Source organism: Streptomyces sp. NRRL WC-3626, assembly GCF_000718785.1.
Taxonomy (GTDB): Bacteria; Actinomycetota; Actinomycetes; order Streptomycetales; family Streptomycetaceae; genus Streptomyces; species Streptomyces edwardsiae.
The window spans coordinates 106,370-120,162 of the sequence record NZ_JOCA01000022.1 but is presented as its reverse complement, the minus strand read 5'-3'; the positions used below and the strand labels follow the sequence as shown (position 1 = coordinate 120,162).

General features: G+C 71.2%; 14 protein-coding genes. 5 read left to right on the top strand and 9 right to left on the bottom strand.

All coding sequences use genetic code 11. The features are described from left to right. Positions 1-16: 16 nt before the first annotated feature. Together IF28_RS0128045 and IF28_RS0128040 are read right to left on the bottom strand one after the other, a co-directional pair. A complete protein-coding gene (locus tag IF28_RS0128045; RefSeq protein ID WP_030225750.1) occupies positions 17-217 on the bottom strand; it encodes a DUF397 domain-containing protein in 201 nt (66 codons plus the stop codon). Next, entirely contained in the window at positions 214-1,104 is an 891-nt protein-coding gene (locus tag IF28_RS0128040) for a helix-turn-helix domain-containing protein (protein WP_030225747.1), read from the bottom strand. The genes IF28_RS0128045 and IF28_RS0128040 overlap by 4 nt, the downstream gene beginning before the upstream one ends. Positions 1,105-1,252: 148 nt before the next feature. Between IF28_RS0128040 and IF28_RS0128035 the strand changes: the two genes are divergently transcribed. Continuing rightward, positions 1,253-1,708, top strand: a complete 456-nt coding sequence (locus IF28_RS0128035) for an ATP-binding protein (protein WP_078621472.1) — start codon at positions 1,253-1,255, stop codon at positions 1,706-1,708. Positions 1,709-1,867: 159 nt separating this feature from the next. Here the strand turns inward: IF28_RS0128035 and IF28_RS0128030 are convergent, their stop codons facing one another. Next, the gene (locus tag IF28_RS0128030; RefSeq protein WP_030225744.1) at positions 1,868-2,479 is read right to left on the bottom strand and encodes a DUF6879 family protein; all 612 of its coding nucleotides are present in this window, start codon (positions 2,477-2,479) and stop codon (positions 1,868-1,870) included. Next, a complete protein-coding gene (locus tag IF28_RS38165) occupies positions 2,472-2,741 on the bottom strand; it encodes a hypothetical protein (protein WP_078621481.1) in 270 nt (89 codons plus the stop codon). The genes IF28_RS0128030 and IF28_RS38165 overlap by 8 nt, the downstream gene beginning before the upstream one ends. Positions 2,742-3,062: 321 nt before the next feature. Between IF28_RS38165 and IF28_RS0128025 the strand changes: the two genes are divergently transcribed. Further along, positions 3,063-5,201, top strand: a complete 2,139-nt coding sequence (locus IF28_RS0128025; protein ID WP_037894154.1) for a tetratricopeptide repeat protein — start codon at positions 3,063-3,065, stop codon at positions 5,199-5,201. Positions 5,202-5,252: 51 nt separating this feature from the next. Here IF28_RS0128025 and IF28_RS0128020 read toward each other — a convergent pair whose 3' ends face one another. Further along, the gene (locus IF28_RS0128020) at positions 5,253-6,056 is read right to left on the bottom strand and encodes a VOC family protein (protein WP_030225740.1); all 804 of its coding nucleotides are present in this window, start codon (positions 6,054-6,056) and stop codon (positions 5,253-5,255) included. A 181-nt stretch (positions 6,057-6,237) separates the two neighbouring features. On the opposite strand from IF28_RS0128020, the gene IF28_RS0128015 reads away from it, so the two are divergent. Then, positions 6,238-7,089 (top strand): sulfurtransferase, encoded by an 852-nt coding sequence (locus IF28_RS0128015; protein WP_030225736.1) that lies wholly within the window; start codon positions 6,238-6,240, stop codon positions 7,087-7,089. Positions 7,090-7,183: 94 nt separating this feature from the next. On the opposite strand, the gene sepH is transcribed toward IF28_RS0128015, so the two are convergent. From sepH to IF28_RS0128000, 3 genes are all read right to left on the bottom strand, one after another. After that, the gene (sepH, locus tag IF28_RS0128010; RefSeq protein WP_030225730.1) at positions 7,184-8,233 is read right to left on the bottom strand and encodes a septation protein SepH; all 1,050 of its coding nucleotides are present in this window, start codon (positions 8,231-8,233) and stop codon (positions 7,184-7,186) included. Between the two features lie 306 nt (positions 8,234-8,539). Next, positions 8,540-9,859 carry a D-arabinono-1,4-lactone oxidase gene (locus IF28_RS0128005; RefSeq protein ID WP_030225717.1) on the bottom strand — a complete coding sequence of 440 codons (1,320 nt, stop codon included), beginning with the start codon at positions 9,857-9,859 and terminating at the stop codon, positions 8,540-8,542. Then, positions 9,819-11,057, bottom strand: coding sequence for an MFS transporter (locus IF28_RS0128000; RefSeq protein WP_030225714.1), 1,239 nt, complete (start codon positions 11,055-11,057; stop codon positions 9,819-9,821). Before IF28_RS0128000 ends, IF28_RS0128005 begins: the two co-directional genes overlap by 41 nt. Positions 11,058-11,233: 176 nt before the next feature. Between IF28_RS0128000 and IF28_RS0127995 the strand changes: the two genes are divergently transcribed. Together IF28_RS0127995 and IF28_RS0127990 are read left to right on the top strand one after the other, a co-directional pair. Then, positions 11,234-12,361, top strand: coding sequence for a ferrochelatase (locus IF28_RS0127995; protein ID WP_030225709.1), 1,128 nt, complete (start codon positions 11,234-11,236; stop codon positions 12,359-12,361). An 8-nt stretch (positions 12,362-12,369) separates the two neighbouring features. Then, the gene (locus IF28_RS0127990) at positions 12,370-13,185 is read left to right on the top strand and encodes an inositol monophosphatase family protein (RefSeq protein WP_030225708.1); all 816 of its coding nucleotides are present in this window, start codon (positions 12,370-12,372) and stop codon (positions 13,183-13,185) included. 102 nt (positions 13,186-13,287) lie between these two features. Here IF28_RS0127990 and IF28_RS39520 read toward each other — a convergent pair whose 3' ends face one another. Further along, on the bottom strand, positions 13,288-13,464 hold the full coding sequence (locus IF28_RS39520; RefSeq protein ID WP_199809045.1) for a hypothetical protein: 177 nt from the start codon (positions 13,462-13,464) through the stop codon (positions 13,288-13,290). Between the last annotated feature and the right edge of the window lie 329 nt (positions 13,465-13,793).

Genomic DNA, 13,793 nt, shown 5'->3' with positions numbered 1-13,793 from the left:
CATCCGCACCCCAGCGTCAGCCGCGCCGTCGCGACGAGGTCAACCCGACGAGGCCCGCCCATGCCGCACGCGAGACGGTGAGTACGGGCCCGGCCTCAGCCTTCGAGTCCCGGACGTGCACCACTGCCTTGGCGGCAGCGACCTCCACGCACTGGCCGCCCTCGGTGTCGCTGTAGCTGCTCTTGCACCAGGTGAGTTCGGACTCGGCGGTGTTCATAGCTCTCCCAGCAACCTCTCGATGAATTGAGCGGACTCTCGCGGTCTGAGAGCCTGTGATCGGATGATCCCATAGCGGGCGGCAGCAAGAACCGTGTGTTCCGTGTCCGCTTCGAGTGTGCTGGTGGCGTGGGCCTCGGAGTAGACGAATTTCTTGCCGTCCTTCCGAGTGACGACTGTGAACGGCCCGTTCACCCCCGCGTTCTCTTCGCAGTCGAGCGGCATGACCTGGATCTCGAGGTTTCGCTTCTGCCCCAGCAGGAGGAGGTGCTCCAGTTGACCGCGTAGTACGCCTGCGCCGCCATAGCGCTGCCGCAGCACTGCCTCGGTCATGACGAAGCCCAGTAGCGGCGCGGGCTGCCGGTCGAAGATGTCCTGTCTGGCCAGCCGAGCGGTTACCCGTTGGTCGATGGTTTCCTGCGTCAGCGGCGGACGCCGCATGCCAAGCAGAGCCCGCATGTAGTCCTCGGTCTGGAGCAGGCCGTTGACGACGAGCGCGTCGTACATGAGCAGTTCGGCGCACTCCTTCTCCAGTTGGGCCATTCCCTGGAACCGGACCGGATACTGGGCCCGCTCCACCTGCTCCTTCCACAGGCGCAGCAACCCGCCCGCCCCGAGCACCTCATCCGCCCGCTCGATCGCCTGAGGCGTCGGAATCCTGCGCCCCTGTTCGAACGACGCGATGGTGGACGCCGAGTACCCGAGCCGTCGCCCGAACTCCTCGCGCTCCAGCCCCTCCCGTACGCGCAGCGTCTTCATGGTCTGTCCGAACGCGACGATGACGCCTCGCCCCGACTCGTCCTCGGGCCGCCGCCCGGCCCCACCGTCGTCCACGCGCTGCCCGGGAACCGCCTCGGTCCCGGCTTCCGCACCCTTGTGCTCGGTCATGCCACCACCGCCTCTTCCGCTCAACGCCCCCGCAAGGAACGCCGTCACGGCGCGCGGCTCCTACCTGTGCGGACAACGCGCGTACATCCGCCCCCTGTCGCTGCGTCACCACTGGTCACGCTACGCGACGGACGGGACGGTAAGGGGCATGACGACGAAACCCATCGACCCCACTCCCTTGAGCCCGCCCCGCACCTTCGAGATGCGCTTCACCTCCACACCCCGCGGAGCCCGCCTGGCCCGCCGTCTGGCGGCCGTACGCCTGGACGCGTGGGGCATCCCGTACGGCACCGACCCGCACGACGCGATCGTGCTGATCGTCGCCGAACTCTCCGCGAACGCCGTGCAGCACGGCCACGTCCCCGGCCGGGACTTCCACCTCGGCCTCCACGCGACCCCCGACGGCGTACGCGTGGAAGTCACCGACACCCGCGCGGAACGCGGTCCCCGACGCCCCACCGCCCTGGAGGAGTCCGACGAGACAGGCCGCGGCCTGCTCCTCGTATCCCACCTCGCGACCCACTGGAACTGGCACCCACGCCCCGACGGCCCGGGCAAGACCGTCTGGGCGGAGTACTCACTCCCGTCCTGGCCCCATCGGTGAACCGCGCTTCCGGCGCGCAGGGCGATGACGCCGAGCCCTCAAACCGGTGCCGTGGCCCGAAGGTTCACCGGCGTCGGGAGCTGTGAGGGACCTGGTGAGTGCACCGGGCCTGAGGGGATCACGCCGGGCGGCCCGCGCTGAGGGTGTCCCCTCCGGCTCTCAGTGGACCACCGCGGGTGGCGCCAGCGGGGCGATCTCCCTGGCGAAGAAGTCGTGGAAGTCGGCGCCCCGTTCGTACAGGGTGTCGAAGTCGGCGGAGGTTTCACGGATCAGGGCTCGATCGGTGAAGCGGTTGGCTCCCGCCGCGTTCCCCTCGTCGTCGTAGAGCACCTCGTACAGGGCGACATCCCCCAGGATCACCACTTCGGGGACCGGGCGGTTCTTCTCGACGTCCGTGATGGCGCGGGCGTCGAGCACCCTGATGTTGTCGCCCAGCTCCACCCGCAGGCGCAGGACGAAGAGCTCCCACTGCACGTACGGGGTCACCGGGAACTCCACGACGCGCAGGCGACGTTCCAGGATGCCCAGTCGTGCGGCGTCGCGGAACTGTCGGGCGTAGGAGTCGCGCTTCTCCTGGACGAGGGACAGCGCGCGGTCCCAGTCCCCGGCGGCGAAGGCCTCCCAGCTGGCGAACCCGCGCTCTTGGAAAGTCTGGCCCCGTTCCAGTTTGTTGAGGTGGCGAATTCCGCTCTCGTAGACGCGACGGAAGTCGGCATGGTACGTGGGGCGATCCATGCGTTGCGAAGTTCCGTGCGGGAAGGAGTCAAACATTCGGGATATCCGGTTTCGCTGCGATCAACATGTTCCTTGGGATGACCACGATGCGTTCGTCCGCCCCGACGGAGACCCCTTCGGGTAACTTCCCGCCCAGCGGTACCGTGAGGTCACGGCCTATGACAGCGATGTCGCCGTTCCCGAGTTCCCAGATGTCGGGGCAGTCGGGGTTGTCGGTCGTGTGCCCCAGTTCCTGCGGTGACTTTCCCAGTCGTCGCTTGAATGTCGTGGCGGGATCCGCTTCCCATGGCCTGCTCAATGCCATCGCCCCCTCGGCTGGATCGGATTCCGGCTACTTTAGCAGTGAACATACCTGCTTGGCCGCGCGAAAAGTGGACACGCTCAAGGGTGTGATCGGCTCCTTTGTTGTTCTCTTCGGTGCATGGATGCGACGATGAACAGTCGCGAAATGATGTGCATCAAAACAAGACAGATGCGGGCCATTTAGCGGATGATATGAAAAAGTCGAGTTTTTTAGGGCAGGGGGAACTATGGACTCGGAGACGGCATTATTCGCGCAGAGCGCGGGAGTCACACCGGTCACCCAGCGGGCCGGACGAGACCAGCACCACGCGCGGCGATGACGGGCGCGATGGACGGCCACGCCGAGGACCGTGGCCGCGTCTACCAGGCGTCGGGTGACCAGCACATCAGCGAGCACCACCATCATCACGGCGAGCGCGGTGACGAGCCGGCCGGGCTGCAGGGCCCCGACTCGGTTCGCCGGCCGGCGGTCGGCAGACCCCCGGTCGTCCTGCGCGACCGCGCCGAGGTGCTGGACCGGCTGCGGTCGAGCGTGCGGGAAGGGCACGGCGGCGAGGTCTACGTGCTGTACGGCATGGGCGGCTCCGGCAAGACCGCGGTCGCTTACACCCTGTTCCAGCTGGCCACCGGCGAAGGCGCCAGGGTGGGGCTGTGGGTCGGCGCGTCCGACCGGGCGAGCCTGCGTGCGGGGATGCTCGCCGTCGCCGCCGACCGGGGGGCCGGCGACGCCGAGTTGCTGGCCGCCCGCAACGGACTGCGTCCCGCCGCCGACCTGGTCTGGCAGTGCCTCGACCGCTCCGCGGAACCCTGGTTACTGGTGCTCGACAACGCCGACCACCCCGAGATTTTCCGCGACGGCAGCTGGCTGCGTACCAGTTCACGGGGCACGGTCGTGGTGACCACCCGCCGGCCGGCCGCCCGCTGGTGGCCGGGCGCGGAGCTGCAGCACATCGGCGTGCTGCCGCGTGAGGACGCCGCGCGGGTGTTACGGGACCTCGCGCCGCACAGTGGCAATGAGCAGGAGGCGGCCAGGATCGCCGACCGGCTCGGCCGGCTGCCGCTCGCCCTCACGCTGGCAGGGGGCTTCCTCTCCCAGCAAGTGCTCGATCCCTGGACGATGGAGACGTACGGGCGCCGTCTGGAGGAGGGTGAGGGGATCGAACTCATCGACCGGGGAGCCGACACCTTGTCCGAGGAGGACCCCCGGCATCTGGTGGGCCTGACGTGGCAGTTGACCCTCGACGCATTCGAGGCCCGTGGCCTGCCGGAGGCGACCGCGCTGCTCAGGCTCCTGTCGCGGTTCGCCCCCGAGCCACTGCCCTTGTCCCTGCTCAACCGCACCGAGGTCGACGGAGCCCTGCCGCGGGCCCGTTGCGAGACGGCGCTCAGAGCGCTGCTCGACCAGTCACTGACCGAACTCGTCGACGTCGGCGAGCGCTGCGTACAGAGCCACGCGGTGCTGCTCGACAGCGTCGCCGCGGCGACTCCGGCGGACTTGGTTCCGGCCCTCCACACCACCGCGGTCCGGCTGCTCGACGCGGGCGTACCCCGTGTGCCCGACGCCGGCCCGGACGATCCGGGGCTTCGGCTGCTGGTGCCGCACGCGCTCGCCCTGCTACGGCGCGCGGGCGATCCGTCGGTATCGGCCGACGCGGTGGCCTTGGCGACCAGGCTCGCCACCGCCCTGCACCGCAAGGGGGATTATCTGTCCGCCTGCGAAACCGCAAGGGCCGCCGCGGACCTCGGCGAGCGGTGGCTGGGCACGGAGCACCGTCATGTTCTGGCCGCCCGCTCCAGGGCCGGACGGGCGCTCTTCCGGCTGGGCGAATACCCGAGCGCCGAAGAACTGCTCGCACATGTCCACGCGGCGCAGGAGCGACTGTTCGGTGCCGAAGACCCCGACACCCTGGACAGCCGCCACGGCCTTCAGCTGGTGCTCGGCAACCTCGGACGCCGTGACGAGGCCCTCTCGCTCCTCCGCTCCACGGTCACCGGAAGACGGCGGGCGCTGGGTCCGGCCCACCCGCTGACCCTGCGTTCCCGCTCCAGCCTCCTGGTGCTGCTGCCGGCGTCCGAGCTGGCCGCCGAAGAGGACGGCGAGCTGCTTTCCCTGCCGACGGAGTGCGTACGGCACCTCGGTCCCGACCACACGGTGACGCTGGGCGCCCACCACAACCACGCCTGGGCGCTGTACCTCCTGGGCCGCTTCGACGAGGCCGACCAGGAGATCCGGCTGGTCGCGGACGCGTACCGGCGACGCTTCGGCCCCGACCACCCGCTCGTGCTCTCGGCACAGCAGCTCCTGTCCCGGACGCGGGCCGCGCAAGGCGATGTGAGCGTGGCCGTCGACATCATGACGGATGTCGTGGCCAGACGGGAACGCGGTCTGGGAGCCGAACACCCGTTCACCGTCGCCGGCCGACGACTCCTCGCCGAACTCTCCTCAGGAGGGTGAAGTCCGCCCGGAGTGGCCCGACATCGCGCCGGCCACTCCGGGTGCCGCGTCTCAGCGTGGTGTCTGCAGCAGGGCGAAGCGGGCTCCCTCCGGGTCCGTCACCAGGGCCGTGCGGCCCCGGGGGCCCTCGTGGGCCGGGGTCAGGACGTGGCCGCCGAGGTGGCGTAGCCGGGTGACCGCCTCGTCGGTGTCGGTGACCGTGAAGTACGTCGTCCAGTGCGGGCCCCGGTCGCGGGGGAGGGCGTTGCCCAGGCCGTGCACGCCGGCCACGGGGTGGCCGTCCAGGTGCAGGGTGACGTAGTCCAGGTCGGCGGAGACGACCGGCTCCTCGTCGTAGCCGAACACGGTCTCGTAGAACTTGGCGATGTTCGTCGACTCGAAGGTCGCGAGCTCGTTCCAGGCGGGGGTGCCGGGCACCCCGCTGAGGGCCGTGCCCGGGGTCGCGGACGCCTGCCAGACGCCGAAGACGGCACCGCAGGGGTCGGAGCCGATCGCCAGCCGGCCGGCGTCGGCGGCGTCCAGCGGGCCCACCCCGATGGTGCCGCCGCACGACCGCACCACGTCCGCCGTCCGGTCCACGTCGTCCGACGCGAAGTACGGCGTCCAGGCGATCGGCAGATCACGGTCCGGCGGCAGCACCCCCATGCCGGCCACCTCGCGCCCGTCGAGCAGGGCGCGCACATACGGGCCGAGCTGTTCGGGGCCGGGACGGAACTCCCAGCCGAACAGCGCCCCGTAGAACTCCTCGGTGGTCTCCAGGCCGTGCACCATCAGGCTCACCCAGCAGGGTGTGCCGGGTGTCTGCCGAGCGGGCGCCTCGCCGTTCGGGCGGGCGTTCCCCCGTGCGTCGGTCATCGCAACTCTCTTCTCGGCCGGGTGTGGCGGCCGTTGTCCTCTCGCGTCCGGCGGATCGTTCCCGCGCCGTCGCCGACACAGTATGTGCCCGTTCCCGTACGCCTCGTGACCGGTCCTGTCCGGCCGAGCAGAGTAGCCGGACGTGGGCGGCTCGGCCACCCCGTGCGCGAGGATGGTGGCCATGAACGCCATCATCTCCGCCTCCGCACTCGCGAGCGCGCTCAAGGGCGCCAACCCGCCGGTGCTGCTCGATGTCCGCTGGCAGCTCAGCACGGCCGTCGCGTCCGGTGAACCGCCGTTCGACGGACGGGCCGCGTACCGGGAAGGGCATCTGCCCGGTGCCGTCTTCGTCGACCTGGACGGGGAGCTCGCGTCCGCGCCGGGCGGCAACGGCCGCCATCCGCTGCCGGACCTCGCGGTGTTCGGCGCCGCGATGCGACGCGCGGGAGTGTCGTCGGGGACGCCGGTGGTCGTGTACGACGGCGGCATGGGCTGGGGCGCCGCCCGCGCGTGGTGGCTGCTGCGCTGGACGGGGCACCCGGACGTGCGGGTCCTGGACGGCGGGCTGCCGTCCTGGGAGGGCCCGTTGGAGACGTCGGTGCCGCGGCCGGCCGAGGGCGACTTCGTACCGGAGCCGGCGGAGTCCGGGCTGCTCGACGCCGACGGGGCGGCCGCGCTGGCGCGTTCGGGGGTGCTGCTGGACGCCCGCGCGGGGGAGCGGTACCGCGGTGAGGTGGAGCCCATCGACCGGGTGGGCGGGCACATCCCGGGCGCCGTCTCGGCGCCCACCACGGACAACGTCGGCGCCGACGGCCGCTTCCTGCCCGCCGGTGAACTGGGCGCCCGTTTCAAGGGGCTTGGCGTGGAGCAGGGTGCACCGGTCGGCGTGTACTGCGGTTCCGGGGTCTCCGGCGCGCACGAGGTGCTGGCGCTGGCCGTCGCGGGTATTCCGGCGGCGCTGTACGTCGGTTCCTGGTCGGAGTGGTCGGCGGACCCGGAGCGGCCGGTCGCGGTGGGCCCGGATCCGCGGTAGAGCACGCACAGGTAAGGGGCGCCCACCCATGGTGAGCGCCCCTTACCTGGTGAATCCTCGTCAACCCGCCGTGACCGCGAACCGTCCGAACGGGCTAGTCCTGTTTCTTCCGCCGGGTGCCGAACACGATCTCGTCCCAGCTCGGCACCGCCGCCCGGCGGCCCGGACGGACGCCGTCCGCCTCGGCCTGACGGTCGGTCGAGCCGATGAGACGGTCGCGGTGACTGGTGACGGAACGCGGCATGAGGACGTCCGCGTACGCGGATCCGGCCGACGCGGCGGGGGCCGGCGGCTCCTCCGCCTCGGGCTCCGGTTCCTGCTCCTCGGGAGCGGTCTCGGACGGACGCTCCGGGACGACCAGGTCGCCGCGGAAGCTCGGCACCGCCTCCAGCAGGCTGGTCAGCGAGTCCCGTTCACCCGAGGCCGTGGCCGTCAGCGACTCCTCGTCCGGCTCGGACGCCTGCGCGGGCAGGCCCGGCCGGTCGCGGTCGCCGGGACGGTCGAGCGGGCGGTCCCGCGGCAGCCGGGCGATGCGCGGCACGAACGGGAAGCTGGGCTCGGGCGCGGCGAGGTCGTCGGACTCGCCGATCAGCGAGCGCGCCTCCTCGTCGACGGCCTGGACGAGCCGCCGCGGCGGGTCGTACGTCCAGCTCGCCGAGTGCGGTTCGCCCGCGACCCGGTAGACCAGCAGCACCTCCCAGGTGCCGTCGTCGCGGCGCCAGGAGTCCCACTGGACGGTGTCCTTCTCGGCGCCGCGCAGCAGCAGTCGCTCCTGCACCGTCTCACCGAGCGGAGGCCCGGAGTTCTCGCCGGGGCGGCGGACGGGGGTCTTGCGGGCGCGCTCGGCCATGAACGCGCGCTCGGCGAGGACGGGGCCCTCGAAGCGGCGTACGCGGTCCACGGGGATGCCGGCCATCTGGGCGACCTCTTCCGCGGTCGCACCGGCTCTTATACGCGCCTGGATGTCACGGGGGCGGAGATGGCTCTCCACCTCGATCTCGATCTGGCCGAGGCGGGGACGGTCGCCGCACACCGCGGCGCGCAGCCGTTCATCGATCGGAAGCGTGTACTCCGTGCTGTCCGCAGCCTTCAACACCAGCCGTGTGCCGTCATTCGAGACGGCCACGACACGCAGTTCCGGCATGGGGACCTCCCGGGTGGTGCCTGCCGACGTCACGTCGCTGCTTCCGCTAGTCGAGTGTGGCCTGCCCGGGTGCAGCCTGCCACAACCTTGCCGAGTTGCCCGGCGTGTCGGGCGCGGGCCCTGGATCGCCGTTATGGCACGGTTACTTATTCGCAACGCTAAGTGACCAACTGCCTCACCCTGTGCAACTAGTCCCCTCCCGGCGGTCCTCAAGTCCGGGCACCCTGACGGGAACCCGGCCCAGGGCTGGCAACAGTACTCCATTTGGGCCACCTGCGTGGATTGGCACGCCGCGCCACGAATCCTCTACGACCCCAGAACCCTCCGCAAGTAGTCGTTCCGGAACCGGCGTTCAGGGTCGAGCCGGTCCCGTAGCGCGACGAATTCCCCGAAGCGCGGATACACCCGTGAGAGGTACTCCGCGTCCCGTGTATGGATCTTTCCCCAGTGAGGCCGCCCTTCATGCGCGGTGAATATGCGCTCGGCGGCGGTGAAATACCCCTGATAGGGGGTCCCTTTGAACATGTGGACGGCGATGTAGGCGCTGTCCCGGCCGGACGCGGTGGACAGGGTGATGTCGTCGGCGGGCGCCGTACGCACCTCGACGGGGAAGCTGACCCGCAGCGGTGAGCGGTCGACCATGGCCTTCAGCTCCCGCAGCGTCTCCACCAGGGCCTCGCGCGGGACGGCGTACTCCATCTCCACGAAACGCACCCGGCGCGGCGAGGTGAAGACCTTGTAGGGAATGTCGGTGTAGGTCCGCGCGGAGAGCGCCCTGCTGGAGATCCGCGCGATGGCCGGAACGCTCGCGGGCACCGTCCGGCCGACCCAGTTCGCCGCCTGGAAGACGCCGTTGGAGAGGAACTCGTCCTCGAACCAGCCCCTGAGCGGCGGCACCGGCCGCTCGGGACCCGCGCTGCGGTTGTTGCGCTTGGTGTTGGTGTTACCCGTGTGCGGGAACCAGTAGAACTCGAAGTGCTCGTTCTCGGCATACAGCTGATCGAATTCCGCGCAGACCCGCTCGAAGGGCATCGGTTCCTCGCGGGCGCTGAGCAGGAAGACCGGCTCCACGGCGAAGGTGATCGCGGTGACGACACCGAGGGCACCGAGCCCGATCCGGGCGGCCGCGAAGACGTCCGGGTTCTCTTCCTCGGAGCAGGTGAGCACCGAACCGTCGGCGGTGACCAGCTCCAGGCCCCGGATCTGGGCGGCGATGGAGGCCGAGTCGCGGCCCGTGCCGTGGGTGCCCGTACTGGTGGCGCCGGAGACCGTCTGCTCCATGATGTCGCCCATGTTGGTCAGCGACAGACCCTCCCGTGCGAGCGCCAGGTTCAGCCGCTTGAGCGGGGTGCCTGCCTCCACCGTGACCGTGCCGGCCGCGCGGTCGATGTGACGTATGCCCGTCAGCAGCTGAGGGCGGATCAGCAGACCGTCGGTGGCGGCTATCGAGGTGAAGGAGTGGCCGCTGCCGACCGCCTTCACCGGCATCCCGTCCTCGGCGGCCCGGCGCACGGCGGCGGCCAGCTCGTCGACGGAGGCGGGTACGACCTCCCGCGCGGGACGTACCAGGACGTTGCCGCCCCAGTTACGCCATGTGCCGTTCCCCGTGCTCGTCGTGCCGACCAACGAAGCCTCCCCGTCCCGGCGCCGGCCGCTTGAGCCGGCGGTAGCCGAGGAAACCGACCGCCACCGCGACGGCACCGGCCACCGCCGGAACCCCGTACCCGGCACGCGCCCCGGCCGCGTCGATCACCCAGCCGGCCGCGGAGGAGCCGACCGCGACCCCGACCGCGAGCCCGGTGCTCACCCAGGTCATGCCCTCGGTGAGCTGCGCGCGTGGTACGTGCTCTTCGATGAGGGACATCGTCGTGATCATCGTCGGAGCGATGGACAGACCCGCAACGAACAGCGCCACGGCCAGAAACGGCAGGTTCCCGACCAGTAGGAGTGGGATCATACTCACGGCCATGGCGCAGACGCCCAGCAGCCAGCGACGTTCCGGTGCCCCCGCGAAGTGCAGCAGCCCGAACACCACCCCCGCCACACACGAACCCAGCGCGTACACGGCGAGCACCACACTGGCGGCGGCCTTGCTCCCCTCCTCCTCGGCGAAGGCCACGGTGACCACGTCCACGGCGCCGAAGATCGCCCCCGTCGCCACGAACGTCGCGACCAGGACCTGCAGACCCGGCGCGCGCAGCGCCGTACCCCCGCCCTTGTGCTCACGCGGATGCGGCTCGGGCTCGGTGGCGCGCTGCGAGGTCAGCCAGAAGACACCGGCCGCCAGGAAGCAGGCCGCGAGCAGCGGGCCCGCCTCCGGGAACCAGGCCGTGGACAGCCCGATGGAGATGATCGGACCGAAGATGAAACACATCTCGTCCACCACGGACTCGAACGAGTACGCGGTGTGCAGCTTCGGAGTGCCCCGGTACAGGGCGGCCCAGCGGGCCCGGATCATCGAACCGAGACTCGGCACACAGCCGATGCCCACGCACGCGACGAACAGCACCCACTCCGGCCACGCGTAGTGCGCGGCGAACAGCAGCAGGGCGGCCGCGGCGAGCGAGATCAGCGTCGCGGGGCGCAGCACCCGCCGCTGCCCGTACTGGTCCACCAGACGCGACACCTGCGGGCCCGCCACGGCGGCGGACAGCGCGAGCGCGGCGGAGAGGGCGCCGGCCAGCCCGTACCGGCCGGTGAGCTGGGAGATCATCGTCACCACGCCGATGCCCATCATGGACAGCGGCATCCGGCCGAGGAACCCCGCGGCGGAGAAAGCCCTGCTGCCGGGTGCGGCGAACAGGGCGCGATAGGGGCTGGGCACGAGGTCTCCGGAGGCTGCTCAGTGCGACCGCCTCTCAGTAAGGTGCGACCGCAGTCGGTACAGCTTACTAACGCGTTCACCCGTACGCACCAGCGATTACGGCAGCCGGAAAAGCCGTACGGCACGTGACACCCCACCCTGTCCCGGCCGCCGGTGACGGGTGGGAGGATCGGGACATGCCTGACGTGCTCGATGCCACCCCTTACGACGCCCTGCTCCTCCTCTCTTTCGGTGGTCCCGAAGGCCCGGACGACGTGGTCCCGTTCCTGGAGAACGTGACGCGCGGGCGCGGTATCCCCAGGGAACGCCTCAAGGAGGTCGGGGAGCACTACTTCCTCTTCGGCGGGGTCAGCCCCATCAACGAGCAGAACCGCGCCCTGCTGGACGCGCTGCGCAAGGACTTCGCCGACCACGGCCTGGACCTGCCGGTCTACTGGGGCAACCGCAACTGGGCGCCCTACCTCACCGACACCCTGCGCGAGATGATCCGCGACGGCCGCCGCCGGATCCTCGTCCTGGCCACCAGCGCCTACGCCTCGTACTCCGGCTGCCGCCAGTACCGCGAGAACCTCGCCGACGCCCTCGCGGCCCTGGAGCAGGAGGGCCTCGAGCTGCCGGAGATCGACAAGCTGCGGCACTACTTCAACCACCCCGGCTTCGTCGAACCCATGGTCGACGGGGTCCTCCGGTCCCTCGCCGACCTGCCCGAGGACGTCCGGGACGGCGCGCACCTCGCCTTCTGCACCCACTCGATCCCCACCGCCGCCGCCGACACCTCCGGTCCGGTGGAGGAGCACGGCGACGGCGGCGCGTACGTCCGCCAGCACCTGGACGTGGCCCAGGTGATCGCCGACGCCGTCCGCGAGCGCACCGGCGTCGACCGCCCCTGGCAGCTCGTCTACCAGTCCCGCTCCGGTGCCCCGCACATCCCCTGGCTGGAGCCCGACATCTGCGACCACCTCGTGGAGCGGCACGCGGCCGGGGTCCCGGCCGTGGTCATGGCGCCCATCGGCTTCGTCTCCGACCACATGGAGGTCATCTACGACCTCGACACCGAGGCCACCGCCAAGGCGGCGGAGCTGGGTCTGCCGGTGCGCCGCTCGGCGACCGTCGGCGCCGACCCGCGGTTCGCGGCCGCGATCCGTGACCTGATCGTGGAGCGCGCCGGCGCCGAGCGCGGCCAGGACGTCACGCCCTGCGCCCTGGGCGCGCTCGGCGCGAGCCACAACCTGTGCCCGGTGGGCTGCTGTCCGGCCCGCGCCCAGCGTCCCGCCGCCGCGGGCGCCGACAGCCCCTACGCCTGAGGAGCACCGTGACCGACCCCCTGCACGCGGAACTGCTGCAGCTCGCCCGTGAGGCGGCCCGCCGCGCGGGCGAGCTGCTGAGGGACGGCCGGCCGGCCGACCTGGCGGTCGCCGCGACCAAGTCCAGCCCGGTCGACGTCGTCACCGAGATGGACATCGCTGCCGAGAAGCTGATCACCACGCTGATCGCCGAGCGCCGCCCGGAGGACGGCTTCCTCGGCGAGGAGGGCGCCTCCATCGAGGGCAGCAGCGGCATCCGCTGGGTGATCGACCCGCTCGACGGCACGGTGAACTACCTGTACGGCCTGCCCACCTGGGCCGTCTCCATCGCCGCCGAGCAGGACGGCGAGACCGTGGCCGGGGCCGTGGTGGCCCCCATGCGCGGCGAGGCGTACCACGCGGTGCGCGGACGCGGCGCCTGGGCGACCGGTGCCTGGGCGGGCGAGCGGCGGCTGGCCTGCCGTCCCTCGCCGCCGCTGGACCAGGCGCTGGTGTCGACCGGGTTCAACTACGTCACCGAGGTCCGCGCCCACCAGGCCGAGGTGGCGCAGCGCCTGATCCCGCTGCTGCGGGACATCCGGCGGGGCGGCTCGGCCGCGATCGACCTGTGCGACCTCGCGGCGGGGCGCCTGGACGGCTACTACGAGCGTGGACTGCACCCCTGGGACCTGGCGGCCGGTGACCTGATCGCCCGCGAGGCGGGCGCGCTGACGGGCGGCCGCCCCGGAGACCGCCCGTCCTGGGCCCTGACCGTGGCCGCGACGCCGGGTGTCTTCGAGCCGCTGCAGCGGCACCTGGAGGACCTGGGCGCCTGGCACGACTGACGGGACACCTCGGCCGAGGCCCACCGCCCCGTGCGTCGGCCGTGACGAACGAACGAGCAAGCCCCGGCGCTGGATTCGCCGGGGCTTGCCGTGCTCACTCGTTCAGCAGACGGCCTGCGCGCCGACCTCCACGCCGTGTTCGGCGGCGAGGCGGCGCAGGTCGTCGAGTTCGCCCTGTTCGACGTCGACGAGGAAGTCGTCGCCTTCGTCGCGGGCACGCGACAGATCGGACTCGGTCGCCTTTATGCGCTGCAGAAGTCCTGCGGTGAATGCGTCCATGCTGCGCCCCCTCGTCCTGGGTCGGGTGGGTCGGGTGGCACGGGGGTGTGCCGGTCGGAAAGGGACGATCACGTCCAGCGGATGCCCAGCGCCACCCGGCCGGGAGGCGACGGTGCCGGACATCCACGCCCGCTCTGCGGAAGCGGACTGAAGCGCACCGCATGGTGGCGCGGTACGAGCAGAGCGTGATCGCGGGATGTAAACCCGTCCTCCCCAAGCTCTCTTCCGTGGAAACCTAACCGCGCGAGAAAATCTCGTATTCCCGCCCCGTTCGCCCGGACGTTCCCCGGTCCGGCACCCGTCCGCCACCTGCCCACCGCCGGGTCCGC